At 71.2% G+C, this 25,085-nt stretch carries 23 protein-coding genes; 14 read left to right on the forward strand and 9 right to left on the reverse strand.

Going from position 1 to position 25,085, the window contains the following annotated elements; genetic code table 11:
• The first annotated feature begins 39 nt into the window (after positions 1–39).
• From AB0I28_RS06190 to AB0I28_RS06205, 4 genes are all read left to right on the forward strand, one after another.
• Positions 40–1,416 carry a PLP-dependent aminotransferase family protein gene (locus tag AB0I28_RS06190; protein ID WP_357490031.1) on the forward strand — a complete coding sequence of 459 codons (1,377 nt, stop codon included), beginning with the start codon at positions 40–42 and terminating at the stop codon, positions 1,414–1,416.
• Between the two features lie 86 nt (positions 1,417–1,502).
• Positions 1,503–3,239 carry a glycerol-3-phosphate dehydrogenase/oxidase gene (locus tag AB0I28_RS06195; protein ID WP_357490033.1) on the forward strand — a complete coding sequence of 579 codons (1,737 nt, stop codon included), beginning with the start codon at positions 1,503–1,505 and terminating at the stop codon, positions 3,237–3,239.
• Positions 3,240–3,281: 42 nt separating this feature from the next.
• A complete protein-coding gene (locus AB0I28_RS06200) occupies positions 3,282–6,992 on the forward strand; it encodes a hypothetical protein (RefSeq protein ID WP_357490035.1) in 3,711 nt (1,236 codons plus the stop codon).
• Between the two features lie 14 nt (positions 6,993–7,006).
• Positions 7,007–7,561: an adenylate kinase gene (locus AB0I28_RS06205; protein WP_357490037.1), complete on the forward strand. Its 555-nt coding sequence runs from the start codon at positions 7,007–7,009 to the stop codon at positions 7,559–7,561.
• Positions 7,562–7,643: 82 nt separating this feature from the next.
• Here the strand turns inward: AB0I28_RS06205 and AB0I28_RS06210 are convergent, their stop codons facing one another.
• The 3 genes from AB0I28_RS06210 to AB0I28_RS06220 form a co-directional block, all read right to left on the reverse strand.
• Complete coding sequence (locus AB0I28_RS06210; protein ID WP_357490039.1) at positions 7,644–9,761, reverse strand: hypothetical protein; 2,118 nt, start codon at positions 9,759–9,761, stop codon at positions 7,644–7,646.
• A gap of 10 nt (positions 9,762–9,771) precedes the next feature.
• The gene (locus tag AB0I28_RS06215) at positions 9,772–10,443 is read right to left on the reverse strand and encodes a hypothetical protein (protein ID WP_357490041.1); all 672 of its coding nucleotides are present in this window, start codon (positions 10,441–10,443) and stop codon (positions 9,772–9,774) included.
• A gap of 70 nt (positions 10,444–10,513) precedes the next feature.
• On the reverse strand, positions 10,514–10,954 hold the full coding sequence (locus AB0I28_RS06220) for a hypothetical protein (protein WP_357490043.1): 441 nt from the start codon (positions 10,952–10,954) through the stop codon (positions 10,514–10,516).
• Between the two features lie 63 nt (positions 10,955–11,017).
• Between AB0I28_RS06220 and AB0I28_RS06225 the strand changes: the two genes are divergently transcribed.
• Positions 11,018–12,028, forward strand: coding sequence for a WYL domain-containing protein (locus AB0I28_RS06225; protein ID WP_357490045.1), 1,011 nt, complete (start codon positions 11,018–11,020; stop codon positions 12,026–12,028).
• Between the two features lie 29 nt (positions 12,029–12,057).
• Here AB0I28_RS06225 and AB0I28_RS06230 read toward each other — a convergent pair whose 3' ends face one another.
• The gene (locus tag AB0I28_RS06230) at positions 12,058–12,618 is read right to left on the reverse strand and encodes a hypothetical protein (protein ID WP_357490046.1); all 561 of its coding nucleotides are present in this window, start codon (positions 12,616–12,618) and stop codon (positions 12,058–12,060) included.
• Positions 12,619–12,691: 73 nt separating this feature from the next.
• On the opposite strand from AB0I28_RS06230, the gene AB0I28_RS06235 reads away from it, so the two are divergent.
• The 5 genes from AB0I28_RS06235 to AB0I28_RS06255 all read left to right on the forward strand — a co-directional run bounded on the left by AB0I28_RS06235 (position 12,692) and on the right by AB0I28_RS06255 (position 17,456).
• Positions 12,692–14,062, forward strand: a complete 1,371-nt coding sequence (locus AB0I28_RS06235) for an FAD-linked oxidase C-terminal domain-containing protein (RefSeq protein WP_357490048.1) — start codon at positions 12,692–12,694, stop codon at positions 14,060–14,062.
• A 57-nt stretch (positions 14,063–14,119) separates the two neighbouring features.
• The gene (locus tag AB0I28_RS06240) at positions 14,120–14,695 is read left to right on the forward strand and encodes a dihydrofolate reductase family protein (RefSeq protein WP_357490050.1); all 576 of its coding nucleotides are present in this window, start codon (positions 14,120–14,122) and stop codon (positions 14,693–14,695) included.
• A 218-nt stretch (positions 14,696–14,913) separates the two neighbouring features.
• Entirely contained in the window at positions 14,914–15,195 is a 282-nt protein-coding gene (locus tag AB0I28_RS06245) for a hypothetical protein (protein WP_357490052.1), read from the forward strand.
• Between the two features lie 81 nt (positions 15,196–15,276).
• Positions 15,277–15,570, forward strand: coding sequence for a hypothetical protein (locus tag AB0I28_RS06250; protein WP_357490054.1), 294 nt, complete (start codon positions 15,277–15,279; stop codon positions 15,568–15,570).
• A 323-nt stretch (positions 15,571–15,893) separates the two neighbouring features.
• Positions 15,894–17,456 (forward strand): long-chain fatty acid--CoA ligase, encoded by a 1,563-nt coding sequence (locus AB0I28_RS06255; RefSeq protein WP_357490056.1) that lies wholly within the window; start codon positions 15,894–15,896, stop codon positions 17,454–17,456.
• Between the two features lie 103 nt (positions 17,457–17,559).
• On the opposite strand, the gene AB0I28_RS06260 is transcribed toward AB0I28_RS06255, so the two are convergent.
• The 4 genes from AB0I28_RS06260 to AB0I28_RS06275 are packed head-to-tail and all read right to left on the reverse strand — an operon-like array spanning position 17,560 to position 20,148.
• Positions 17,560–18,426 (reverse strand): arylamine N-acetyltransferase, encoded by an 867-nt coding sequence (locus AB0I28_RS06260; RefSeq protein WP_357490058.1) that lies wholly within the window; start codon positions 18,424–18,426, stop codon positions 17,560–17,562.
• A 48-nt stretch (positions 18,427–18,474) separates the two neighbouring features.
• Entirely contained in the window at positions 18,475–19,083 is a 609-nt protein-coding gene (locus tag AB0I28_RS06265; RefSeq protein ID WP_357490060.1) for a hypothetical protein, read from the reverse strand.
• Between the two features lie 52 nt (positions 19,084–19,135).
• On the reverse strand, positions 19,136–19,315 hold the full coding sequence (locus AB0I28_RS06270) for a DUF397 domain-containing protein (RefSeq protein WP_357490063.1): 180 nt from the start codon (positions 19,313–19,315) through the stop codon (positions 19,136–19,138).
• A complete protein-coding gene (locus tag AB0I28_RS06275) occupies positions 19,312–20,148 on the reverse strand; it encodes a helix-turn-helix transcriptional regulator (RefSeq protein WP_357490066.1) in 837 nt (278 codons plus the stop codon). Before AB0I28_RS06275 ends, AB0I28_RS06270 begins: the two co-directional genes overlap by 4 nt.
• A 263-nt stretch (positions 20,149–20,411) precedes the next feature.
• On the opposite strand from AB0I28_RS06275, the gene AB0I28_RS06280 reads away from it, so the two are divergent.
• Both AB0I28_RS06280 and AB0I28_RS06285 read left to right on the forward strand, forming a co-directional pair.
• Positions 20,412–20,606 (forward strand): hypothetical protein, encoded by a 195-nt coding sequence (locus tag AB0I28_RS06280; protein ID WP_357490069.1) that lies wholly within the window; start codon positions 20,412–20,414, stop codon positions 20,604–20,606.
• Positions 20,596–20,799, forward strand: a complete 204-nt coding sequence (locus tag AB0I28_RS06285) for a hypothetical protein (protein ID WP_357490071.1) — start codon at positions 20,596–20,598, stop codon at positions 20,797–20,799. The genes AB0I28_RS06280 and AB0I28_RS06285 overlap by 11 nt, the downstream gene beginning before the upstream one ends.
• Before the next feature lie 447 nt (positions 20,800–21,246).
• On the opposite strand, the gene AB0I28_RS06290 is transcribed toward AB0I28_RS06285, so the two are convergent.
• Positions 21,247–22,083: a L,D-transpeptidase gene (locus AB0I28_RS06290; RefSeq protein WP_357490074.1), complete on the reverse strand. Its 837-nt coding sequence runs from the start codon at positions 22,081–22,083 to the stop codon at positions 21,247–21,249.
• A 206-nt stretch (positions 22,084–22,289) separates the two neighbouring features.
• Between AB0I28_RS06290 and AB0I28_RS06295 the strand changes: the two genes are divergently transcribed.
• On the forward strand, positions 22,290–23,942 hold the full coding sequence (locus AB0I28_RS06295) for a DNA repair helicase XPB (RefSeq protein WP_357490076.1): 1,653 nt from the start codon (positions 22,290–22,292) through the stop codon (positions 23,940–23,942).
• A 124-nt stretch (positions 23,943–24,066) separates the two neighbouring features.
• Positions 24,067–25,044, forward strand: coding sequence for an aldo/keto reductase (locus tag AB0I28_RS06300; protein ID WP_357490079.1), 978 nt, complete (start codon positions 24,067–24,069; stop codon positions 25,042–25,044).
• The last annotated feature ends 41 nt before the right edge of the window (positions 25,045–25,085 follow it).

Below are 25,085 nucleotides of genomic sequence, written 5' to 3' on the forward strand. Positions count from 1 at the left end.
CGCCTGCCAGATCCAATTCCAGGTGGAATGATCAGGCCAATGGACTTTCATGTCAGCCTCGCCGAGGGCGACCTCACCGCGGGCATCTACCGGCGGTTCCGCGAGGCGATCGTCGAGGGCCGGATGCGGCCCGGCGAGCGCCTGCCCTCGACGCGAGAGCTGGCCAAGAGGCTGTCGGTCGCGCGCAACACCGTCGCGGTGGCCTACGAGCGGCTCACCGCGGAGGGCTTCTGCACGGCCAGGGTCGGCGCGGGCACCTACGTGACCTACGCGGCGCCCGGGGAGCCGGCGACGGGCGGGACGGCGCCGACACCGCGCCCGCAGTGGCGGACCGAGCCCGCGCCGGACCCGCGACGCTTCGACTACGACTTCCAGATCGGCGTCCCCGACCCCGCCCTGTTCCCCTACGAGACGTGGCGGCGCCTGGTGTCGCGGGAGCTGCGCCCATCGGCCGCGCCCGCGCCGGGCTACGCGTCCGCCGCCGGGCATCCCGGGCTCCGCGAGGCCGTCGCCCGCCACATCGGCCTGGCGCGGGCGGTGCTCGCCGACCCCGAGGACGTCCTGATCACGCAGGGCGCCCAGCAGGCCCTGGACCTGGCCTGCCGGGTGCTGGTGGAGCCGGGCGACACCGTGGCCGTCGAAGATCCGGGCTATCCACCGGCGCGCGACCTGTTCGCCGCGCTGGGCGCGAAGGTCGCGCGGGTTCCCGTCGACGACGAGGGCATCGAGGTCGAGCGGATCCCGCGCGGGACCCGGCTGGTCTACGTCACGCCCTCGCACCAGTTCCCGCTGGGCATGCCGATGAGCCTCGCGCGGCGGCGGGCGCTGCTCGACTGGGCCGAGCGGCACGACGGTGTGATCGTCGAGGACGACTACGACAGCGAGTTCCGCTACTCCGACCGGCCCCTCGAACCCCTGTTCAGCCTGGGCGGCGGGCGGGGGCGCGTGCTCTACGTCGGGTCCTTCTCGAAGGTGCTGTCCCCGCTGCTGAGGGTGGGTTTCCTGGTCGCGCCGAGTGCGCTGCGGGGGCCGTTGCGCACGGCGCGGCGGCTGTCGGGCTGGCACGGCGAGTGGTGGACGCAGGCGGCGCTGGCGAGGTTCGTCGACGAGGGGCAGCTCGGCCGGCACGTCCGCAAGGCCACGCGCGTGTACGCCGCCCGGCGGGCGCGGCTGGTCGACGGGCTGGCCGGGATGGACGGGCTCACGGTCGTGCCCGGGCCGGCGGGCCTGCACGTGTGCGTGCGCGGCGACTTCGACGGTGCGGCCGTCGCCGGGCGTGCCGCGCGGCTGGGCGTGCGCGTGCGCGAGGTGAAGCGCTACGGGGGCACGCGGGACGGGCTGGTGCTGGGTTTCGGCGTCATCGGCGAGGAGCGGATCGGGGAGGGTCTGCGGCGGCTCGGCGGCGTCCTCGGATGATCTCGGCGCCGGCTTGGGGAAGCAAGGTCAGGTGACGCGGACCCCTTCCCATCCCAAGGGGAGCGGGTGGGGGATACGGTCAACACGTGCCTCGTGATCCAAAGACAACCCGCAACGAAGCCGCACGCCTCGGACCGCGGCGGCGAGCGGCCGATTCGGCCGCCGTTCGCACGCGGAAAGTCGACGTGTGCGTGATCGGCGGCGGCGTCACCGGCGCCGGCGCCGCCCTCGACGCGGCGAGTCGCGGCCTGTCGGTCGCCCTCGTCGAGGCGCGGGACCTCGCGGCCGGCACGTCGAGCCGGTCCAGCAAGCTCATCCACGGCGGCCTGCGCTACCTGGAGCAGTTCGAGTTCGGGCTGGTGCACGAGGCCCTGACCGAGCGAGGGCTGCTGTACACGCGCCTGGCGCCGCACCTGGTGCGTCCGGTGCCGTTCCTGGTCCCGCTGGAGGCCCCGGTCTGGCAGCGCGCGTACTACGGCGCCGGCGTGGCCATCTACGACACTCTCGCGACCGCCCTCGGGCACGGGCGCGGCATGCCGTGGCACCGGCACCTCTCGAAGCGCGCGGTGCGGCGGCTGTTCCCGTCGCTGCGCACCGAGGGCCTGCACGGCGCGATCCGCTACTACGACGGCCAGGTCGACGACGCGCGTTTCGTGATGTCGCTGGCCCGCACGGCCGCCTCCTACGGTGCGCACGTGCTCACCTCGACGCGGGTCGTGGACCTGCTGCGCGACGCCCGCGAGGTCGTCGGCGTGCGGGTGAAGGACATGGAGAGCGGCGAGGAGTACGAGATCCACGCCCGCACCGTCATCGCGGCCACCGGCGTGTGGAGCGACGACGTGTCGCAGATGTTCACCGACCGGCCGGGCCTGCGGGTCCGCGCCAGCAAGGGCATCCACCTGCTCGTCCCGCGCAGCGCCATCAACGGCGACGCCGGGCTGATCCTGCGCACCGAGAAGTCGGTGCTGTTCGTGATCCCGTGGGGCGGCCACTGGATCATCGGCACCACCGACACCGACTGGACCCTCGACCGTGCGCACCCGGCCGCCTCGGCCGCCGACATCGAGTACCTGCTGGACCACGTCAACACGATCCTCGACCGTCCACTGAAGACCAGTGACATCGAGGGCGTCTACGCCGGTCTGCGGCCGCTGCTGTCGGGGGAGAGCGACCAGACCTCGAAGCTGTCGCGCGAGCACGCCGTCGTGGAGCCGATGCTGGGGCTGATGCTGGTGGCCGGCGGGAAGTTCACCACTTACCGGGTGATGGCCTCCGACGTCGTCGACCACGCCGCCCGCCGTCTCGGGAACGTCCGTCCCTCGCGGACGGCCGACATCCCGCTCGTCGGCGCCGACGGCTTCCACAACGCCTGGGCCGACCGCAGCGGCATCGCCCGCCGCCACGGCACCACCGTCGGAGTCGTGGAGCACCTGCTGGAACGCTACGGCGCGCTGGCGCTGGAGGTGTTGAAGCTCGTCGAGGAGGACCCGGCGCTGGGCGTCTCGCTGACCGGCGCGCCGGAGTACCTGGCCGCCGAGGTCGCCTACGCCGCGCGCGCCGAGGGCGCCCTGCACGTCGACGACGTCATGGCCCGCCGGACCCGGATCTCCATCGAGACACCGCATCGCGGCACGGAGTGTGTGGAGCAGGTCGCCGACGTCATGGCCGCCGAGCTCGGCTGGGACGCTGCCGCCCGCGACCTGGAGGTCCGCCACTACCTGGCCCGCGTCGACGCCGAACGCGACTCGCAGCGCCAGCCCGACGACACCACCGCCGACGCCGCCCGCCTCGGCGCGGCCGACGTGCGCATCCCCCACCCCTAGAGCCATCCGGCGCTACCCTCGCCAACAAGGAGGGGATGCGCGATGCGGCTCGACGACGCTCTGCGCCGCCACGGCGTGCACCGTGTCGTCGAGGTCCGTGCCGGTGGCCGGATCTCCTCGGGTTACGCCGTGGCCGCCGACCTGGTGCTCACCACCCGGCACGGTCTTCGCGACGCCGAGGCGGCCGAGATCCGGCCCCTGGAAGGTGATCCGGTGCCCGCCGAGGTCGTCTGGCGAGGTTCGGACGCGGTGGACGCCGCGGTGCTGCGCGTCCCGTCGGAGCCCTGGCGCGACGACCCGGGCATCGCCTGGACCCGTTGGGGCGAACCGGAAGGCGACGGGGTTCCCGTCGTCGCGCGAGGCTTTCCGAAGGCCAAGGCCGCCGAGGGCCTGCGTGACCTGGAGACGATGCGCGGCACCGTCGACCGGGCCACCGGTCTGGCGGCCGGGCGCCTCTCCGCCGACATCCGCACGCCGGAGCTGCTGTCGGGCGAGGAGGGCTACTGGCGCGGCATGTCCGGCGCGGTGGCGCTTGCCGAACCCGGCCTCCAGATCCTCGGTGTGGTCGCCTTCGACCCGACCGCCTACCGGGGCCGCCGCCTCGAACTGATCCCGGCCGCCGCGCTGCTGGCCGACCCCGCCTTCGCCGAACTCGTCTCCGCGAGCGCGCTGGAGCGCGTCACCGCGCGAGCGCCGTCCACCGTCGACACCAGGCTGATCGGGCCGTCGGTGCCGCTGCCCGCTGAGCACTCCGACTGGCAGCTGCTGCTCCCGAAGTACGCCGTGGTCCCCTTCCAGGGCAGGGAGGAGGCTCGCGCGGGCCTGCTCGACTGGTGCCGAGGGTCGCGGCCCTTCGACCTGGCCGTCATCACCGGTGAGGGCGGCGCGGGCAAGACCCGCCTGGCCGCGCAGCTGTGCGCCGAGATCGCCGTCGAGGGCTGGGACGCCGGTCTGATCGCCGAGACCGCGCTCAAGCCCGCGCCGGAGGTGCTGCGCCCGACGCTGGCCGTGGTCGACTACGCCGAACCGCACGCCGAGCCGGTCGGATCCTTCATCAGCGCCATGAACGGCCGCGGCCACGGTCCGCCCGTGCGGCTGCTCCTGATCGCCCGCGCCGACCTGCGCGAAGGCCGCTGGTGGCGCGATCTCAACGCCCGCAGCGAAGGCGTCGCCGATCATCTGCGCCCGCCGGTCGCCGCGCTCAACGCCGCGCCGCTGTCCACAAAGGATCGGCGCGCGCACGCGTCGGCCGCTCTGACGGCCTTCGCGGCCGCGCCCGGAACCGAGCTGCCCGACCTCGACGCCCCCGAGTACGCCCACCCGATGCGCCTGCACATGGCCGCCCTGCTCACCGCCCGCGACGAAGCGCCCGGCTCACGTGCGAGCGTCCTGGCGCAGTTCCTGGCACGCGAGGAGCGGCTGTGGCTGCGCGCCTGGTCGGCCGACCCCGACGAGGACGACCGGATACTGACCACCCAGGCCGTCGCGCTCGTCGCGCTGGCCTCACCGGGGCGCGGCGAGGTCGGCGAGATCCTGGCCGCACTGCCCGATATGGACGGACCGGCGCTGCGGCGGCTGACCCGCTGGATCGGCACGGTCTTCCCCGGCGGCGAGGACCGGCTCGTCTTCGGTCCCGACATCCTCACCGAGGAACTGCTCGACAACACCGAGGGCCTCCACCTGCTGCTGACCGAACTCATCGGCGCCACCGACGACCGCGCCCGCCTCGCCCGCATCCTCGACACCGCGACGCTGGCCGGCGCCTCGCCACGAGTCCGCGCGTCGCTGACGGTCGCCCTGCGCGGGCACCTGGCACGAGTCGCGGAGCTGGCGTTGTCCGACGAGCGCGGCACCCTGGTCCCCAGTCTCGACACCTGCCTGCGCATGCTCACCCGTGACCCGGAGTGCCGCCCGGCCCTCAACGCCGCCTGCGCCGACGTTCCCGACGGCATCGGGAACCCCTTCCAGTACTGGCCGCTGCGCTCGACCATCGCCGCCGGAGCCGTCGACCGGTACAAGACCCTCAAAGACGCGGAGAACTTCGCCGAGCAAGCCGCCGACCTGGCCACCTACTGGCTCCACGACGGGCAGATCGAGCTCGCCGACCGCGTCGTCGACGACGCCCTGCGCACCGGACATCCCGTGCCGCTGCTGCACACCAACGCCGCCATCGTCGCCTTCTGCACCGCCCGTCCGGCCGAGGCGACCGAGCACATCGACGAGGCGGTTCGGCTCAACGACGGCGATCCGGGCCTGCTCGCGGCGGCGCTGATCAACCAGGCGGTGGTCCGGTCCTGGCGGCGCGACCTGCATGGGGCCGCCACGTCGCTGCTGGAGGCGTCGAGGATCGTCGGCGAGGATCCGGCGGTGGAGGCCATGGCGCGGTTCACCGCGCACCTGCCGCCGTGGGAGCCGGGCGGGACCGACAACCTGCCCGCCGGTTTCCTGCTGCACAACCGATCCGCCGTCCCCGACGGCCTGCCGGAGGACCTGCGCAAGGCGGCGGTGACGCTCGCGCTCACCGTCGTGGCACGCTCCGGCGAGGCACAGCCGGACCGGCAGAGCGCCCACCACCTCGCCCAACTCGCCGGCGAGGTCGGCGACGACCTCGAAGCCCACGACCAGGTGGCGATGCTGGAGACCGCCGTCGCGTTCTGCCGGCGCGGCCCCGACGGCGACGCCGGCGCGCTCGTGCCCGGCGTCTCCCTCGTGGGGGCGCGCCACCGGATCGGAGACTCCACCGGTGTTCTCGACGAACTGGCCTGGGCCGTACCCGCCGCCGTCGACGCCGGCGGCCCTGAGACGCTGCTGGGCCACCTGCACGCCTTCGAGGCCGAGGCGCTCGTCGATCTCGGCCGCCACCGCGAGGCCGTCGCGGCGCTCGGCCGGGCCGAAAACGCCGGGAACCTCGACACGCAACCCGGTCTGCGACGGCAACTGCTGCTCCTGCGCGAGCGGGTGGCCACCGCTCTCGGTGAGCTGCACGATGCCCTCGCCTTCGCCGAGGCCGGCGTCGAGCTGGTGCGCGAGACAGTCGCGGCCGATCCGGCCCGGCGCCGGGACCTGCTGTTCAGCCTCTCGGCGGTCGCCACCGCCCGGGGAGCCCTCGGCCTCGACAGGGAGCCGGTCGCGACCGAGCTGGCGTCGCTGTGGCGGGAGTTCCGCGACCGCCTGGAGCCCGACGAGGCGCTGGGCCTGGGCTTTTCCTTCCAGGAGCAGGGGTTGCTCACCGAAGAGGCGGACGCCGAGTGGCTGGCCGGGCGCGCCCGCGCCCAACGGGTCGCCGCGGAGGAGGCCTCACGGGAGTCCTCGGAGCTGGCCGTCGCCGCGTCCCTGGCGGTGCTGCTGATCCGCCTGCGCGACCGCCTGCCCCTTGACGCCGAGGCGGTCGCCGAATGCCGCGCGATGATCGAAGGAGAACTCGACGCCGAACCGCTGTACCTCGCCCAGCTCGTCATGATCGGCGCGCTGGGCCGCCTCCGCGCCGGTGACCCGGCCGGCGCGCGGCGGGAACTCGCCGAGGCCGAGGCCGTCGCCGAGCGGATCACCGATGCCGAATCGGCGGCCGGAGTCCGCGTCCGGGTGGCGAGGGTCTACGCCGAGGCCGCCGACCCCGTCACCGCCAAAGCACTGTTCACCAGCGCGCACAACGCTTTGCGGGACCTCGCGGACTCTGTCCGTCGCACCGAACTCCTCGCCGAAACCGAGACCGGGCTCGCCGCGCTGGAAGCCCTCCCCGAAGCCCGCGACTGACTACCATCCCTCGAATGGCCCAGCGCATCCTCATCGTCGGCTCCTGCGCCGCCGGTAAGTCCACCCTCGGCGCGGCCCTCGCCACGAGGCTCGCCCTGCCCCTCGTCCACCTCGACCAGCACTACTGGCGGCCCGGCTGGATCGAACCCTCCACAGAGGACTGGCGCGCGCAGGTCGCCGGCCTGGTCGCCGAACCGCGCTGGGTCATGGACGGCAACTACGGCGGCACCCTCGACATCCGCCTCCCGCGCGCCGACCGGATCGTGCTCCTCGACCAGCCCCGCCGCCTGACCCTCTACCGGGCCGTGCGCCGACGGGTCCTGCGCAACCGCGTCGACGAACTCTACGGCTCGCCCGAGCGCATCACCTGGCCGTTCCTGAAATGGATCTGGGACTACCCGGCCCGAGGCCGGCGGATCCTCCTGGAGGCGATCGCCGAGTACGCGCCCGGCACCGAGTTCGTGCGGCTGCGCGGACCCGACGAGGTCACCGCCTGGCTCGCCGCGCAACCGGAGTCGGGAGAGGGCTTAGCACGAAAGACCGCCGGAACCCGGCGGTCTTCGAGGTGAGGAGAGCGCGGCGGCTAAGGAGCGTTATCCGTAGATATACAAGAAGGAAGCCGCCACATGGCCTCACCGCCACCCTATCCCGTTACTCCGGAACCAGCTCACCGAGCCGCGCCAGCCCATACGCGCGCGACCCCTCCGGCAGACCGTCCGGCACCTCCAGGCCCACCCAGGTCACCGGCTCCTCCACGGGCACGTCCGGATCCCACGGCCGCACCTCGGTCCCGTTGCCGCGCAGCAGTCCCAGTAGATAGCGCATGCGCAGACGGGCCTTGCCGAGCTCGGCGCGGACCATCAGCGACGCGGGCGCGGCATTGCCCTCGACGGTGTTGAAACCCGGCTCGCCGCGCAGGAACAGGTGCAGCCACCTCGCCGTCCAGCTCCCGTCGTCACCGCGCGCGAACACCACCGGCAGCGCCACGCGGCCCGAACCGCGCACGTCGGACCTCACCCGGACCGTTCGCGGCTCGAAGGGCAGCCCTTCCTGCTCGGCGGAGCGCTCCATGTAGCCGAAGAAGGACTCGGCGACCTCGGCGAAACCCTCGCCGGAGTACACGTGCACCTGCGGCATGACGTACCGGGCCTCGATCCTGCCCAGGTCCACGTCGATGAACTCCGAGGCCCCCGAGGGCGCCCCGACGATGTCCCCGGAGTGCGCACCGCCGTATCGCTCCAGGTCGGTGAAGGACAGCCAGCCCACCGAGGCGAAGTCGTCGTCGAGAAGCAGCGCCGACAGGTCGAAGTCGGTGGACCGGGAGCTCTCCCGCCAGTGCGCGAAGAACCTCAGCAGCTCGCCGTTCACCGCGCTGACCGACCCCCGGTGCAGGACACCGAAACCCGCCGCGGTCCCCTTTTGAGACAACCCGAGCGCGAGGTCGAGGAGCCCGGGTTGGTAGACCAGCAGCGGGATCCGGGGCAGACGCGCAGCGATCTCGGCGTCCAGGATCGCGCACAGCTCCCCGACGAGCCCCGGATCCAGCGGTGGCAGGGGATCGGGCAACACCCACGGCCGGCAGTCGCGGTTGACGAACAGGCGCGGCCCGCCCGGCTCGGCACGATCGGCGAAGTGCTCCCGCAACGACAGCAGCACCCTCCCCGACGCCCTCGGCGCGGCCGCCCGCACGGCGTCGAGAAGTCCAGGAGTCCCGAGCCGCGCGAGACGGTCGACCGAGCGCAGCAGCGTGCCCGGAGCCCTGCCGAGCAAGGAGAGCGCCCCGGTGGTGTCCCCAGTGGACAGGGAATCCTCGATCCGGGCCGCGAGCGTGCGCACGGTCCGCGAGCCGCGTGCCACCGCGAAGACCTCACCGGCCAGCGGCCAGCGCGGGTGCTCGTGCGGGTGCAGGCGCTCGCCGAGGCGCTTCCAGCGCTCGCGGTGGCGGGCGACGTCGGCGAGCCGGTCCTCGTCGGCGGCCACCACGGCGTCGAGGGCCGACAGCAGCGCCCTGCGCTCCGCCCGCCGGAAAGGGCGAAAGCGCGTCGGTTCGAGGAGTGTCACGTCGCCGTCCGACAGCGCGCAGGCCGCGCGCAGGACGTCGGTGACCGTGTCGGCCAGCGGCGGCAGGCCGCGCAGGATCCGCTCCCGGTTGACGACGGCCTTGTTCTCGCGGACGGGGACGGCCTCGGGCACCGGAGCGTCCACAAGGGTCTGTGCGAGCAGGCGCAGGTCGTACAGGTCCTCGGCGTTGAGCGGGACGGTGCTCGCGGCGAGCGCGAGGTACAGCGCGGCGGCCTCCTCGTCGGGCGTCCCGCCCAGATGCAGGACGGTGACGCGGTCGGTGGCCATGTCGAGGAAGAGCTCGTGGGCGGCGGCCATTTCCTCGTGCGAATGGTGGTAGCGCCCGTATCCGGGCAGTTCGAGGAGGTTGAGGGGTTGCTCGGGGGTGACGAGGAGTTCCCGGGCGAGGCCCAGCCAGAACTCCATGGTGTCGGGGACTGCGGCGGGGAAGTCGCGGAAGTAGACGTTGTGCTCGACGTGGCCGCCGACCAGCGCGCGCACCGCCTTGAGCACGCTCTTCCCCAGCCGTGTCACCGCTTCGGGCGCGAAGCCCGACAGGTGCGTCAGCAGGTCCGCCGACAGGGTGAAGCCCGCCGACAGCAGCGCGGTGTCGAGGCGGCGCGCGGCCGCCGTTCCGTCGCCGGGAGCGGCCGTTTCGGGCGAGAGGGCGGGCACGCGCAGGGTCTTGCGGATGAGCAGGGCCTCCATGCGCCCGAAGTTACCGGGCGGCGTCGAGCCGCTCGCGGGAGCGGGCGAGCAGGGGCGTGTAGTCGTGGTCGGGGAACAGGCGGGGGAGGGCGTCGAGCATGTTCGCGATCCGGCGTGCCGCCGACTGGAACTCCCACTCGCCGAGCGGTGCCCGGGTGAACAGGTGCTGCCAGCCGAAGGCGCCCTTGGTCAGGAGCAGGAACTCGGCGTAGGCGGGGAAGTCGAGGTCCATCCGCCACAGGCCGAGCGTGTGGTCGTCGAACCACACCTCGGGGTCGGTGACTCCCGGCTGGAGCCTGATCGCGGTGTAGGAACCGCTTCCGGTGAAGGGCGCGGAGTCGATGACGCGCAGGTCGGCCGCGACGCGTTCCTCCTCCTCGGCTTCGTCGTCGGAGTCGAGCATCGAGGTGAAGTCGGGAGGGTCGGCGCTCACCGCCTGAGCGAGGGGTTCGAGGTAGAACTCGCCGGTGACCGGCGCGTAGGGCTCCACGGTGGTCCACTGACCGGCGATCGCGCCGAAGCCGACCGAGCGCTCGTACAGCGCCGCGTCGAGGACGACTTCGTCCACAGTGGTCTCGGCCGCGGGCTCGCGGAGCTCTTGCAGGACCCGCACCCCAGGGCTGGCCCGCAGTTCGTCCTGTACGCGGAACCACGCGCGGTCCCAGGCGGTCGGCTCGGTCATGCCGGGGATTCTCGCAGCAGGACCGCGAGGGCGGCCGGCGCCCCAGACGCCGGCCGCCGCGCTCCCGCCCTCAGGCCCGGGTGAACTCCATGATCCAGTTCTTCTCCCACGTCCGCCCGCCGTCGGCTGAGTAGTACTGCTCCCACAGCGGGCTGTCGGTGTCGGTCGCCGACCACACGAAGCGCGCCCGGACCGGCTGCCCCTCGTGGGTGTCGTCGCCCTCGAAGACACCACGCGGGCCGTCGAAGGTCCCGACCACCGGCGGGAAGAGCCGGCCCTTGGAGTTGGTCCAGTACAGCGACCACTCCTTCGTCTCCACGTCGAAGAGCCGCAGTGTCGCGCCACGGGACTTCGGGAAGACGATCTCGTCGAAGTTGCCGCCGCCGTCGAAGAAGGAGCGGCACTCGACGGTCGCGGGGTACTCGTCCCATTCGGTCGAGCCGGCGAAGTGCTTTTGAAGCTGGCGGTTGACGACCGTCCAGGACCCGATGAGGAAGTCGAAATCGTTCATGTCCCCCATGCTCGCGGGCATAGCTGACATCTTCTGTCAGCATCCTGGGATAAGTTCGGCGGCATGCGCGCCAGCCGTCTGCTCTCCCTGCTCCTGCTCCTCCAGAACCGCGGCCGGATGAGCGCGCCCACCCTGGCCGCCGAACTCGACGTGTCGGTGCGGACCGTCTACCGCGACATCAACGCGCTGACCGCCGCCGGGGTCCCCGTCTACGGCGAGCACGGCCCCCTGGGCGGCTACCAGCTCCTCGACGGCTACCGCACGCGCCTGACCGGCCTGACCCCCGCCGAGGCGGAGGCGCTGTTCCTGTCGGGGATGCCGCAGCCGGCGGCCGAGCTGGGCCTGGGCGCCAACCTGGCCGCCGCCGAGCTGAAGCTGACCGCGGCGCTGCCGGTGTCCTACCGGGAGGCCTCGGGCCGCATCCGCGAGCGCTTCCACCTCGACGCGCGCGGATGGTTCCGGGAACCCGACGAGGTCCCGCACCTGCTCACCGTCGCCGACGCGGTCTGGCGGGAACGGCGGATCCGCGTCCGCTACCGCCGCTGGGAGCCCACCCGGGAGACCGTCACGCGCACCCTCGACCCCCTCGGCCTGGTCCTCAAGGCCGGGACCTGGTACCTGGTCGGCGCTCGCGGCGGGCAGCCCCGGACCTACCGGGTCGCGTCGGTGCGCTCCGTCCAGGTCCTCGACGAGCCCGCCGCCCGCCCCGAGGGTTTCGACCTCGCCGCGCACTGGGCCTCGGGCGTCACCGAGTACGAGTCGCGCGCCAACCGCACCCACGCGCGTGTCGCGGTGTCGGCGAAGGGCTTCGCCGACCTCACCGACATCCTCCCGAACCTCTCCAAGGCCGTCCTCGACGCCGCCTCACCGGCCGACGCCGAGGGCTGGCGCGAGGTCACGCTCCCCATGGAGTCGACCGGCCACGCCGTCGGCCAGCTCCTGCGCTTCGGCCGCGAGGCGCGCGTGCTCGGCCCGCCCGACCTCGTCGAGGCGATCACGGGCGAGATCGAGGCCGTCGCGAATCTCTACGGCCGCAGCGTCGATGCCGGCCAGGAGCGTTCGTTCAGGGAGTGAACCAGGGTGCGCGGCATCGCCGAGCACGCCTAGATGGGCGTCTCCTCGACCACGATCGCGACCATCTCGTCGAAGGTCTCGTTCGGGGCCTGACCGCAGTCGTCGGTGCGCGTGGTCATGTCGCCGACGGTCAGCCCGTACTGGAACATGTCCGCGCACTGGTGGTCCGGTTTGTCCTTGCTCGGGGGCGCGAACAGCTCCGCCGACACCGCCAGCGTCTGCAGGCGCCGGAGCAGCTCGGGACTCAGCGCGCCCTTCTCGCTCTTGCCCGCCGAGCCGGTGAACTCCCAGGTCCCGTCCTCGGCGACGACCAGCCGCTCGTCGATCCCGGCGAACCCGCCGGTCTTGGTCACGATGATCTGCAAGGCGTGGCCGGGCTCGACCCGCCCGTCGTCTGGAGGCATCGACGCGTCTCCCGAGGAACCCGAAGTGACCGGGCCGGGAATCACGCCGTCGGCGCCCGGCGCGCTGGACCCTGCCGTACCGTCGCCGGGACTCGAACCGCCGCACGCGGCGAGGATCAGCCCCGTCGCCGCCACGGCCGCCGAAACGGCGAGAAATCGTGTCACCCGCATGGCTTTGTGACGCATCGTGCCAGCCTACGGTTCCCCCAGCCCCACCCCGGGTGGACGCGCGCGGGTGAGTCCGGGCAGCATCCTGGGCATGACCGAGATCATCGCCGAGCTGACCGCCGCGCTGCCCGCCGGAGCCGTGGTCACCGACCCCGACGTCCTCGCCGCCCACACCCGCGACCACGCCGACCTCTGCGACGCCGGCACCCCGCTTGCCCTGATCCGGCCCCGCGACACCAACCAGGTCAGCATCGTCGTCGCCCTCGCCTCCGCGCACGGAGTCCCCGTCGTCCCCCAGGGGGCCCGCACCGGCCTCGCCGGCGCCGCCAACGCCGTCGACGGCTGCATCCTGCTGTCGATGGCCGCGATGAACCAGATCCTGGAGATCGACCCGGTCAACCGCCTCGCCGTCGTCCAGCCCGGCGTCGTCAACGCCGACGTCACCAAGGCCGTCGCCGAGCACGGCCTGCGCTACATGCCCGACCCCGGCTCCTACGAGTCGTCCACCATCGGCGGCAACGTCGCCACCAACGCCGGCGGCATGTGCTGCGTCAAATACGGCGTCACCGGCGAGTACGTCCTCGGCCTCGAAGTCGTCCTCGCCGACGGGCGCGTCATGCGCTGCGGCCGCCGCACCGCCAAGGGCGTCGCCGGCTACGACCTGACGCGCCTGTTCGTCGGCAGCGAGGGCACCCTCGGCGTGATCACCGAGATCACCCTGCGTCTCCAGCCGGCGCCGAAGCCCGCACTGAGCCTCGCGGCCGTCTTCGAGTCGACCACCGCGGCGGGCGCCGCCGTCACCGCCATCACCGCCGCCGGATGCGTCCCGAGCCTGCTCGAACTCATCGACAACGTCCACCTGCGCGCCATCGAGGCGCTCGCCCCGCAGGGCCTGCCGACCGAGGCCGCCGCGCTGCTCCTGGCCGCCTCCGACACCGGCGTCCCCGAAGACCTCGCCACCATCGCCCGGCTGTGCGAGGAGGCGGGCGCCACCGAGGTCTTCCAGGCCACCGACGCCCAGGAGGCCGACGCGCTGCTCACCTCCCGGCGGCTGGCCTACCACGCGATGGAGAAGCTGGGCGCGGTCATCGTCGACGACATCGCCGTCCCGCGCTCGCGCCTGGCCGAGGCCCTCGACGGGGTCGCGGCCGTCGCCGAGCGCACCGGCGCCCACGTCGGCGTCATCGCGCACGCCGGTGACGGCAACCTGCACCCCAACATCGTCGTCGACCGCGACGACGCGGCCTCGGTCGAGCGGGGGCGGCAGGCCTTCGAGGAGATCCTGGCGATGGCCCTGGAGATGGGCGGGACCAGCACCGGCGAGCACGGTGTCGGGCTGCTCAAGCGCGACTGGCTGGAGAAGGAGCTCGACGGCGTGAACTACTCGGTGCAGCAGTCGGTCAAGGCCGCCTTCGACCCGGCGGGGATCCTCAACCCGGGGAAGGTCCTCGGCGCGCGCTGAGCGAAATGTCGTACCCCTCGCCCATAGTGGGATCCATCGACACGAAGGAGGACGACAATGGCCAAACTCGTCTACGCGATGATCGCGTCCCTCGACGGCTACATCGCCGACGAGGACGGAGACTTCTCCTGGGCCGAACCCGACCCCGAGGTGCACGGCTTCATCAACGAGCTGGAGCGGCCGCTGGCGACCTACCTGTACGGGCGCAACATGTACGAGATGATGACCGCCTGGCAGGACCTGCCGGTCGACGAGCGCGCCGAGATGAACGACTTCGCCGAGTTGTGGCGTGCCGCCGACAAGATCGTCTACTCGACGACCCTGCCGGAGGTGTCGACGCCGAGAACGAGACTGGTGCGCTCCTTCGACCCCGAGGCCGTCGCGCGGTTGAAGGACACGTCCGAGGGCGACATCGCGGTGAGCGGGCCCGGCCTGGCCGCGCACGCGCTGCGCGCGGGTCTCGTCGACGAGTGCCACCTGTTCGTGGTCCCGGTCGTGCGCGGCGGGGGCCTGTCGTGGCTGCCCGAGGGCGTGCGCCTCGACCTTGAGCTGATCGAGGAGAAGCGCTTCACCGGAGGTGTGGTCTTCCTGCGTTACGGGGTGAAGAGGGGTGCCCCGCCTGCGGCGCGGTGAGGGGACACCTCCTCGGTGAGGCACCACGTGCACGGCCAGCCGGACGCAACGATTCCCAGCGCCGGTGGGCGCGAGTTCTCGCACCGTCGCCGGACGCATGGGCGTCGCCGGGCCGACGCATGCCCGACACAACCGTCCACAATGGGTGGTCCTTCGCTAGCCTGTCCACGTGCGCTTCCTCCCCTGACCCACCACGGGCAGAAAGGGTGACGACGACGATGGCCACCGACGACCCCCGCGACACCATCGGCCGCCTCCTCGAAGGCCTCGGCGACCGCCTCGACTCCGAACAGGTCCGGGCCACGCGCGCCCACCTCGACGCCGGCGAACCCCGCAAGGCCCTGGAAGGCCTTCTCACGGCCCTCAGCGGCCACGAGGTGCCCCTCAGCGCCGCCGAACAACAGGCCCTCCTCACCCTCGCCGCCGAACTGGACCTGCCGGCCGAGCAAGTACCCCCGTTGCGCGTGAGCGACGACCTCGACGGCTACCACGACTCTTGAGGCGCGGTGGCGTCTGCGCGCTTCGTTCGCGGTGGCTTTTCCGCCAACGTCTCGCCCACGCTGCATGACTAACCTGACACCGTGATCAATGCTCAGGTCCGCGGTGAGACTGGTGAAGTCCTCGTTCGGGGCGAATCCGGCCTGAACTGGAGCAACGAGATGGCCGGCCTCGATCGGTCGTCGTTTCCGATGATCGGCCACGTGTGCCCGTACACGGACACCATCTTCAACAGCTGGCAAGTCCCGACCCTGATGGACGAACTCCTCCGGCTGCCAGCCGGCGTGGCATCCGCCGAAACCATCGAAGAACTCCGATCGCTTTGCCAGTTCGTTCTCGACGGCCCACACCGATACCTGTGGTTCCTCGGTGACTAGCGCCGAGAGAACACGTCCAGCGACGTCGACCACTTGAGCCCGATCTGATTTTTGACGCTGCTCAGGCAGCCTCGCCCACCGCCGCTCCCCACCACCCCCGCCAGGCGTCCTCGTTCGCCGCCGCCCAACGGCCCCGGCCAGGCGTCCCCACACACCGGGGACCCGGCACCGAAGGCGGGGCCGCAGCCCGATCCCATGCCCGCAAGGCGTCCTCTTTCGCCGCCGACCAAGAAGCAGAGTGACGTACGGCACACAAACCGCGCTCGGCCTGCCAAGATGTTCTCCACACATCCTGCGCGCTCCTAACGCGAGAGGTTCCCCTCATGCTCAATCTCGCCGTACTGCTGGAGGACTCGGCTCGCGAGTTCCCCGACCGCGACGCCGTCGTCCTCGGCCCGACTCGCCTGTCGTACGCGCGGGTGGACGCCGCCGCCTCGCAGGTCGCCCATGCCCTCAAGGCCCGCGGGATCGGACCGGGCGACCGCGTCGCGCTGACCTGTCCGAACCTCCCGTTCTTCCCGATCGCCTACTTCGGGATCCTCAAGACCGGCGCGGCCGTCGTCCCCCTCAACGTGCTGCTCACCGAGCGCGAGATCGCCTACCACCTGTCCGACTCGGGCGCCCGCGCCTACCTCTGCTTCGAGGGCACGGCCGAGCTGCCGATGGGCCGCAACGGCTTCGCCGCGCACGAGTCGGTCGAGGGCTGCGAGCACTTCCTGCTGATCACCGCCGACCCGTCCGCGCAGTCGCCGATCGAGGGCGCCGAGACGCTCGCGAGCGCCACCGCCGAACAGTCGCCGGTCTTCCGTTCGGTGTCGACGGCCGAGACCGACACGGCCGTCGTCCTCTACACCAGCGGCACCACGGGCCGCCCGAAAGGCGCCGAGCTCAGCCACAGCAACATGGTCCACAACGCGCTGCTCGCCAACCGCCTCTTCGGCGCCTCACCGCACGAGATCCACCTGCTCGCCCTGCCGCTGTTCCACTCCTTCGGGCAGACGGTGCAGATGAACGCCGGCTTCTCGATGGGCGCGACGCTGGTGCTCCTGCCGCGCTTCGACGCCGGCGCGGCGCTCGGGTTGATGCAGGCGGAGTCGGTGACCTTCTTCGCGGGCGTCCCGACGATGTACTGGGCGCTGCTGAACCATCCCGACGCCGAGAGTTTCGACCTGGCCGAGATCGCCCGCGCCATGCGCATCGCCGTCTCGGGCGGTTCGGCGCTTCCCCTCGAAGTGCTCAAGGGCTTCGAGGAGCGCTTTGCCGTGCCGATCCTGGAGGGCTACGGCCTTTCCGAGACGAGCCCGATCGCGACCTTCAACCGCGTCGACCGTCCCCGCCGTCCCGGCTCGATCGGCCTGCCCGTGTGGGGCGTCGAGGTGAAGGTGACCCGCCCCGACGGCACCGAGGCCGAGGTCGACGAGCCCGGCGAGATCCGCGTGCGCGGCCACAACGTCATGAAGGGCTACCTCGACCGTCCACAGGAGACGGCCGAGTCGATCGACGCCGAGGGCTGGTTCCGCACCGGCGACGTCGCCCGCCGCGACGCCGACGGCTACTTCTACATCGTCGACCGCATCAAGGATCTGATCATCCGCGGCGGCTTCAACGTCTACCCGCGCGAGGTCGAGGAGGTGCTGCTGACCCATCCCGACGTGAGCCTGTCGGCGGTCATCGGCGTCCCTCATGAGGCACAGGGCGAGGAGATCAAGGCCTACGTCATCCGCAAGTCCGGCGCCACCGTCAGCGAGGACGAGCTGATCGCCTGGTGCCGCGAGAACATGGCCGCCTACAAGTATCCGAGGTTCGTCGAGTTCCGCGACGCCCTGCCGATGACGGCGACGGGGAAGATCCTCAAGCGCGAACTGACCGCCGAACTGGAGGCCTAGGCCGCCTCGAACGCGGTCGCATAGAGGGCGAACAACCGCGGGCCGGTCGCGGGCTGACCGGCGCGCAGGTGCACCCAGCACTCGGCGGCCAGCCTGGACGGCCCTAAGGCTTCGCCTGACCGGCCACCGCGGCCTTCTGCTGCTCCTCCACCCAGGCGAGATGCTTGGGCCAGCTCTCCGTCCACAGTGTCCGGATGTCCGCGGGGTCCAGGCGGAGACCGAACTCCGCCGACAGCACCTCCCCGAACACCTCCGGGCTGTCCAGCACCCGCTCCACGGTGCGGTCGGCGTACGCGCGCGTGTAGGTGCACCCCCGCACGACCGCTTTCACTTCGGCCATCGGCCGCTGCACCACCAGGACCCGCTTGAACGGGGACTCCGGCGAGTTCGCCCGGAACTCGCAGGCCTCGGCGAAGTCGGCGACCTCGCGCGGTTCGGTGCGAAAGTCGAAGGACTCCACCGACCCCCGCGCGTCCGGGTGGCAGCGCCAGATCCCGTCGCCGAGGAATTCGAGGCGGTGCGACCAGATCCCGTCGGCGTGAACACCTTCGGCCAACGGCAGCGGCTCCAAGAACCCGTCGCCCAGCCCCGCGTCGGCCAGAAACCGCCCCTCCGGCAGGTCGACGAGCAGCGGCATGTGGTTGCGCCACATGTCATCCCCGCGCGCCGCCCGAAGGACGGCACCCTCCACATAGGTCACCGTGAACCCGATCGCCCGCAGAGCACGGGCCATCAGCGCGTTCTGCTCGTAACAGAACCCGCCACGCCCGGCCGTCACGAGCTTCGCCACGACGTCGGTCCCCGCGAGACTGATCCCCCGCGAGAGCTGAATGTCCAGCGCCTCATAGGGAATCGTGCTCACGTGCGCGCGATGCACCGCCCGCAACGTGTCCAGGTCCGCGCGAACCTCACCGAGGTGCCCGACCCGGGCCAGGTAGGCGCCGAGTTCGACGCGGCTCAGAGACGACATCCGACCAGCATCCACCGCGAGGCGCTGGACGCCAAGTCTTCGTCGGGTTCAGTCGTGGAAGCGCCCGCCGGAGTGTTTCTCCAGCGCGGCCCGCAGCGCCGCGGGCGACGGTTTGACGTCGCGGAGATAGCAGGCGCGGTAGCCCGGCCGGATGACGGCGTCCCAGGTGGGTTGGAGGCCCGGGATGACGCCGCCGTGGTCGTGGGTGCGGATGATGAGCTGGTCGGCGCCGTCGCTCTTTTCGATGTACACCGCCTTGACCCAGTCCCAGGGGACCCGCACCGGCGCGGCCCCTCGCGGACGGATGGTGAGGGCCTCACCGTCGATCTCGACGCGGTTCTCGCGCTCGTTCTGGTCGAAGGCCCAGGCGGCCATGGCGGCGAGCGCGAGCGCGAGGCCCCGGTCCAGCCACAGGGTGGTCCCCTCGGTGTACCGGGGATTGAACAGCAGGTAGCCCGCCATGAAGAGCAGGATCCCGCCGAGGACGACGGGGACGACGCTGAACTCGTTCCTGGTAAGGAACACCTCGCCGGTCGGGTACGGCCCGTGCGGTTCGGCGTCCTTCGCCAGGCGGTACTGCCGCCACGCGTAGTACGCCCCCGCCGCTCCGGCGAGCACACCGGCGATCTGTAAAGCCGTCTCCAGTTCGGGATCCACCCGGCAAGGCTACGGCGGGATCGTCGCGGTGCGGGTCAAGCCATACGGAGAGTCAGCGGGCCACTGTTCGCAGGAATCCCCGCCAGTCGTCGGCCGACATCGCCAGGACCGGCGACCCGTCGGCGAGCTTGCTGTCGCGGACCTCGAACCGGCCCGAGTTCGTGCGCGCCTCAACGCACTGACCGCCCTGTCCGCTGCTGCGGCTCGACTTCCGCCACGGGGAAGCGTTCACGTCAGGAACTCCTCTATGGGGATCGCATGATCTCGGATCACGTTGAGAACATCACGATACGCCGCAACGGCGGAAGGCTTCTCGATGTAGCGGCAGCCGTCGAGGCTTTCCAGGTAGACGACATCGGGGTCGAGCGGGTCGTTGAATTCGAGGATGGTGCAAGCCGTGGCCTCAGGCGCGGGATGGTCGGCGAGGAGCATGGGGACGACCAGCAGCGTGACTCTCGGAAGCACAGCGGCGTCTCTCAACTGAAGCAACTGCCCGTAGAGCACTTCGGGACCACCGACCGGCCGACGGATCGCCGCTTCGTCGAGGATGATCGTGGTGCTCGGACCATCCACTTTGCCGACCCGCTCCCAGTAGTCTCGCTGCCTGCGCTGCTTGAACCGGCGTGCCTGTTCGAGACTTCCCTTGTCCGACAACGGATGACGCCGGTAGAGGGCGGTCGCATAGTCGTCGGTTTGCAGAAGGCCTGTGACCAGTTCTGGATCGAAGATGAGCAGACGGTCGGCGGTCTGTTCCATCTCGGCGAACAGAGCGAAACCTTCGCGAACGCCCTGTCCGTACTCCTCCCACATCCCCGGATCGTCAGCCTGCCGGTACATGCGCTCAAGCTCAGACGTCACGGCCGTGTCCGCCCCGTACAACCGGGCGAGCCCGCCGATCACGGTGAACGGCATCGAGGTCGCCTCGCCGTTCTCAATGCGCGCAAGGGTTCTCCGCGACTTGATCCGGCCCGACCGCTCGACGTCGTAGGTGCTCATGTCGGCGCGTTCCCGAAGCCTGCGGAGCCGCTTTCCCAGCTGCCGACGCGTAAGTAGTGGCGCTGCCATGGCCTCATGATGCCCCACCGACGCCCCAGGTCAGAGCGTCCACGCGCCCCGGTTCGCCAGGGCGATGCGCCCTGGCCCAACGCCCTACCGTGTCGGGCGGCCTGCTCCGTTGTCCCGTACTCGCAAGGTCCGTAACGTCCGTCGAGTACCGGCACCGTCACATTGTGCGAGGCGACCGGTATAGGGGCGGCCCTCGGTCGCTGACCTCCGGACCGTTCGGGGGCTGCCCCTCCATTCGCTACCGACACCGCAGAGGAGAGGCCATGGCCGTGGTCGTCGACTGGAGCGCGATCGCCAGCGCCCACCGAGAAGAGACGGCAACCCGTCACACCGACGCCGGCAGGCCCGAAACCGTCGGCACTGGAATCTGTAACGACTGCCGCCGGACCTTCCCCTGCGACCCCGCCCGGATGGCGGAGATGAAGCGGCGCGCGGAGTGGACCGACCATGTCCGATGACCGCTCCCCGGCCGCCCTCTGGGCCCGCTGGCGGACACACACCCAGGCCGTCCACCCCTACAAGGTCTGCGTCGAGAACTGCCCCGAAGGCTGGCCCTGCGAAACCCGACGGGAGACCGAGCAGGCTCTACGGGAGCAGGGCATCGACCCGTACGCGGTTCTGCGCGGTGAGGTTTCCCTGCCGACGGGTTAGGTCACCGCCGTGGGGGCCAGTACGCCGCGACTTCGTCGGTATGGCGTTGCGGCAGGTCACCCGGGGCGAAATCCAAAGCTCGGGCCACGCAGGCACCCCCGAGACGCCCGGCGGCTCGTAGGCCGGGGCACCCCACCCCCGCACCCAAGGCAGAGGGGGTGTGGGTGGAGACGGAGTCTCCCCCACCCGCGAGCGAAGCGAGCACAAAGGGAGCGCAGCGACCGCGAAAGTATGGTGCGCCGGGGAGGACCGTGCCCGTTGGTCCTGCCCCGGCGCGTGCCCCCGGAGTTCGTTCCGCGCCAATCGGTCGGGTGCCCAAGCCTGACGGATCGGCTAGTCGGCTTGACCGGAACAACTATTACTTTGACGCCGGGGGCTGAGTTGAGGCTTGGGGCACTCTGGGAACTTCCTGGGAATTTCAGCCCATCTCCCGAGTGCGGTCGACCCCTACGTGCCCGGTTTGCGACCGAACGTGTGGACGGTCGTATCCGTTTTGAGGGTTTCATAGAACTTTACGGCATCTTTGTGCAGGAGGTTCACACATCCGTGGGAACCGAAGGAGTCGTGGATGTACGTCGTGGTCTCGTGGAAGCCCATGCCGTCGATGAAGTGCTGCCAGTAGGGCAGCCACACCTTGTACGGCTTCGACCAGGCCTTCTCGGAGCGCCAGTCGATCTTGTACTTGCCCTCCGGCGTCTGGTAGCCGCCGCCCATGCCGGTGCGGGTGATGGTCGGGTCGACGATGATCTCGCCGTCCTTCATGATCCACGTGGTCTGGTGGGTGAGGTCGATGCAGGCGACGAGGCCCTTGTCGCCGTCGCACTTGTCGACGTCGGTCTCGGCGAGGCGCTTGGCGATCTTCTCGGTCAGGGGACCGGCGCTGCCTTCGCTGGGACGGATGTCGTAGCGCTCCTGGAACTTCTTGATGGCCTTGCAGTCGTCCTTGCTCTGCTCGCCGTCCTCGACGAGGGTCCCGAAGCCGCCGAGCTGGTTGAGGAGCTTCTCGACCTTCGCCTGCTTCTTGCCGACCGGGCAGTTGTGCTTTTCCTTGGGCTTGGGCGGGGGCGCTTCGCTGGTCTCCGACGAGGAGGGGTCGGGGCTCGGCGAGGCGGGTCCTTCGGAGGGCCCTAGGCGCGGCTCCGGCATGCCGGAGGAGGGGTCTTGGATCGTGGGGTTGCCCACGGGGTCGCCGTCGTCGCCGGCGAAGGCGTACGTGCCTCCGGCGATCAGCCCGGCGACGGCCACCACCGCGGCGGTGATCAGCACGGATCGTCTAACCCGCATCGCTCCTGCCCTCCCTTTGTGATTGTCAGCGGCGCGCGCGCCGGTATAACCCTTGATATCGAAATAGACGCGCGCCGAACAGCCGGAAGTTGCGCCTGTGTCCGTATTGAGACCAATCCGAGTCTGTGCGGGCGCTTACTTCGGCGTCACCCGGATTCGTGCCACACTGGAAGATCTGTTTTCGCACCCGGGAGGGGGAAGCCGCTGTGTCCACGGGGCCGCTCATCGTCCAGTCCGACAAGACGCTACTGCTGGAGGTCGGACACCCCGGGGCCGCCGAGGCCCGGGTCGCGATCGCTCCCTTCACGGAGCTGGAGCGCGCCCCGGAGCACGTGCACACCTACCGGATCACCCCGCTGGGCCTGTGGAACGCCCGCGCGGCCGGTCACGACGCCGAGGCGGTCGTCGACGCGCTGATCAAGTTCTCGCGTTTCCCGGTGCCGCACTCGCTGCTCGTCGACGTCGCCGAGACGATGGACCGCTACGGCCGCCTCCAGCTGGTCAACCACCCGACGCACGGGCTCGTCCTGCACGGCCTCGACCGCGCGGTGCTGGTGGAGGTCGCGAAGTCGAAGAAGCTGGCGGGGATGCTCGGCTCCTTCCACGACGCCGACACCGTCGCGGTGCACCCCTCGGAGCGCGGCCGCCTCAAGCAGGCGCTCCTGAAGCTGGGCTGGCCGTGTGAGGACCTGGCCGGCTACGTCGACGGCGAGGCGCACCAGATCGAGCTGGCCGAGGACGGCTGGTCGCTGCGGCCGTACCAGAAGGAGGCCGTTGAGTCGTTCTGGGCGGGCGGCTCCGGCGTGATCGTGCTGCCCTGCGGCGCGGGCAAGACCCTGGTCGGCGCGGGTGTGATGGCGCAGGCGAAGGCGACGACGCTGATCCTGGTGACCAACACCGTCTCGGTGCACCAGTGGCGCCGGGAGCTGATCGCGCGCACGTCGCTGACCGAGGAGGAGATCGGCGAGTACTCCGGTGAGCGCAAGGAGATCCGGCCGGTCACGATCGCGACCTACCAGGTGATGACGGCCCGATCGAAGGGCGCGTTTCGCCACCTCGACCTGTTCGGCGCCCGCGACTGGGGCCTGGTCCTCTACGACGAGGTGCACCTGCTGCCCGCGCCGATCTTCCGTTTCACCGCCGACCTCCAGGCGCGCCGCCGTCTCGGTCTGACCGCGACGCTCGTGCGCGAGGACGGCCGCGAGGGCGACGTGTTCTCGCTGATCGGCCCGAAGCGCTACGACGCGCCCTGGAAGGACATCGAGAACCAGGGCTGGATCGCGCCGGCCGACTGCACCGAGGTGCGGGTGACGCTCACCGACGCCGAGCGCATGACCTACGCGACGTCGGAGACCAACGAGAAGTACCGGGTGTCGTCGACGGCCCGCACGAAACTGCCGATCGTCAAGGCGATCGTCGACAAGCACGCCGGGGAGCAGGTGCTGGTGATCGGCGCCTACCTGGAGCAGCTCCACCAGCTCTCGGAGCACCTCGACGCGCCCATCATCGAGGGCTCGACCTCGACGAAGAAGCGCGAGGAGCTCTACGAGGCCTTCCGCACCGGGAAGGTGTCGACGCTGGTGGTGAGCCGCGTGGCGAACTTCTCCATCGACCTGCCCGAGGCCGCGGTCGCCGTGCAGGTGTCGGGGACCTTCGGGTCGCGGCAGGAGGAGGCGCAGCGGCTCGGCCGGGTGCTGCGGCCGAAGGCCGACGGGCGCCAGGCGCACTTCTACACGGTGGTCTCGCGCGACACCATCGACACCGAGTACGCCGCGCACCGCCAGCGTTTCCTGTCCGAGCAGGGCTACGCGTACACGATCGTCGACGGCGACGACGTGCTGCGGCCGCTGGACGGGTGAGGACGGTAGCGGCAGGCCTTTCGGCACTTTCGGGTACAGGCCGCCTGCCGGAAACCATCACCGCCGTCGGCGCCGATTCAGCACCGGCTAAATCCCTTCGGGAATGCCGAGCGGGAGAGGAGGGTTGCCCCAGACGATCTTCCCCGACCCGAAAGGCACCACCATGGCGCGCATTGGCAGCACCGATCTCGACGTCTCCCCGCTGACCCTCGGCGGGAACGTGTTCGGCTGGACGGCCGACGAGGCGGAGTCCTTCGCGATCCTCGACGCCTACGTCGCCGGCGGCGGCAACTTCATCGACACCGCCGATGCGTACTCGGCGTGGGTCCCGGGCAACTCCGGCGGCGAGTCGGAGGCCATCATCGGCCGCTGGATGGCCGCGCGCGGCAACCGCGACCGGCTCGTCATCGCCACGAAGGTCTCCAGCCACCCCGAACGGCCGGGCCTGTCGGCGGACAACATCGCCGCGGCCGCCGAGGACTCGCTGCGCAGGCTCGGCACCGACCGCATCGACCTCTACTACTCGCACTTCGACAAGGAGCCCTACGCTCCGGTCGCCGAGACCCTCGGCGCCTACGACGCGCTCGTCAAGGCCGGCAAGGTCCGCCACATCGCGGCCTCGAACATGACCCCCGAGCGCCTCACCGAGTCCCTGGACACCTCCGCCCGCGAGGGCCTGGCGTCCTACGTGGCCATCCAGCCGAACTACAACCTCGTCTCCCGCGACACCTACGAGGGACCGCCGGCCGACATCGCCGCCGAGCGCGGGCTGTCGGCGATCCCGTACTACGGCCTCGCCTCGGGCTTCCTGACCGGCAAGTACCGTCCGGGCGCGAACGTGGACAGCGCGCGGGCCGGGTCGGCCGGCAAGCACCTGGAGACCGAGCGGGGCCGAGCCGTGCTGGCCGCCCTCGACGCCGTCGCCGCCCGCCACGACGCCGAGCTCGCCACGATCGCGCTGGCGTGGCTGCTGGCCAAGCCGACCGTCGTGTCGCCGATCGCGAGCGCGCGGACCGTCGGGCAGCTCCCGGCGCTGCTGGCCGTCGCCGACGTGAAGCTCAGCGCCGAGGACGTCGCCGAGCTCGACGAGGCCTCGGCCTAGAGCGCTAGGGCGGGCCGCGATCCCCCGTCAGATGATCGCGG

The organism is Phytomonospora sp. NPDC050363 (assembly GCF_040655735.1).
Classification (GTDB): domain Bacteria; phylum Actinomycetota; class Actinomycetes; order Mycobacteriales; family Micromonosporaceae; genus Phytomonospora.

Excerpts from the sequence above, each read along its gene's own strand:
- AB0I28_RS06190 (WP_357490031.1), top strand. The coding sequence starts at position 40 with ATGGACTTTCATGTCAGCCTCGCCGAGGGCGACCTCACCGCGGGCATC.
- AB0I28_RS06200 (WP_357490035.1), top strand. The coding sequence starts at position 3,282 with ATGCGGCTCGACGACGCTCTGCGCCGCCACGGCGTGCACCGTGTCGTC.
- AB0I28_RS06205 (WP_357490037.1), top strand. The coding sequence starts at position 7,007 with ATGGCCCAGCGCATCCTCATCGTCGGCTCCTGCGCCGCCGGTAAGTCC.
- AB0I28_RS06210 (WP_357490039.1), bottom strand. The coding sequence starts at position 9,761 with ATGGAGGCCCTGCTCATCCGCAAGACCCTGCGCGTGCCCGCCCTCTCG.
- AB0I28_RS06215 (WP_357490041.1), bottom strand. The coding sequence starts at position 10,443 with ATGACCGAGCCGACCGCCTGGGACCGCGCGTGGTTCCGCGTACAGGAC.
- AB0I28_RS06220 (WP_357490043.1), bottom strand. The coding sequence starts at position 10,954 with ATGAACGATTTCGACTTCCTCATCGGGTCCTGGACGGTCGTCAACCGC.
- AB0I28_RS06225 (WP_357490045.1), top strand. The coding sequence starts at position 11,018 with ATGCGCGCCAGCCGTCTGCTCTCCCTGCTCCTGCTCCTCCAGAACCGC.
- AB0I28_RS06230 (WP_357490046.1), bottom strand. The coding sequence starts at position 12,618 with ATGCGTCACAAAGCCATGCGGGTGACACGATTTCTCGCCGTTTCGGCG.
- AB0I28_RS06235 (WP_357490048.1), top strand. The coding sequence starts at position 12,692 with ATGACCGAGATCATCGCCGAGCTGACCGCCGCGCTGCCCGCCGGAGCC.
- AB0I28_RS06240 (WP_357490050.1), top strand. The coding sequence starts at position 14,120 with ATGGCCAAACTCGTCTACGCGATGATCGCGTCCCTCGACGGCTACATC.
- AB0I28_RS06245 (WP_357490052.1), top strand. The coding sequence starts at position 14,914 with ATGGCCACCGACGACCCCCGCGACACCATCGGCCGCCTCCTCGAAGGC.
- AB0I28_RS06255 (WP_357490056.1), top strand. The coding sequence starts at position 15,894 with ATGCTCAATCTCGCCGTACTGCTGGAGGACTCGGCTCGCGAGTTCCCC.
- AB0I28_RS06260 (WP_357490058.1), bottom strand. The coding sequence starts at position 18,426 with ATGTCGTCTCTGAGCCGCGTCGAACTCGGCGCCTACCTGGCCCGGGTC.
- AB0I28_RS06275 (WP_357490066.1), bottom strand. The coding sequence starts at position 20,148 with ATGGCAGCGCCACTACTTACGCGTCGGCAGCTGGGAAAGCGGCTCCGC.
- AB0I28_RS06280 (WP_357490069.1), top strand. The coding sequence starts at position 20,412 with ATGGCCGTGGTCGTCGACTGGAGCGCGATCGCCAGCGCCCACCGAGAA.
- AB0I28_RS06285 (WP_357490071.1), top strand. The coding sequence starts at position 20,596 with ATGTCCGATGACCGCTCCCCGGCCGCCCTCTGGGCCCGCTGGCGGACA.
- AB0I28_RS06290 (WP_357490074.1), bottom strand. The coding sequence starts at position 22,083 with ATGCGGGTTAGACGATCCGTGCTGATCACCGCCGCGGTGGTGGCCGTC.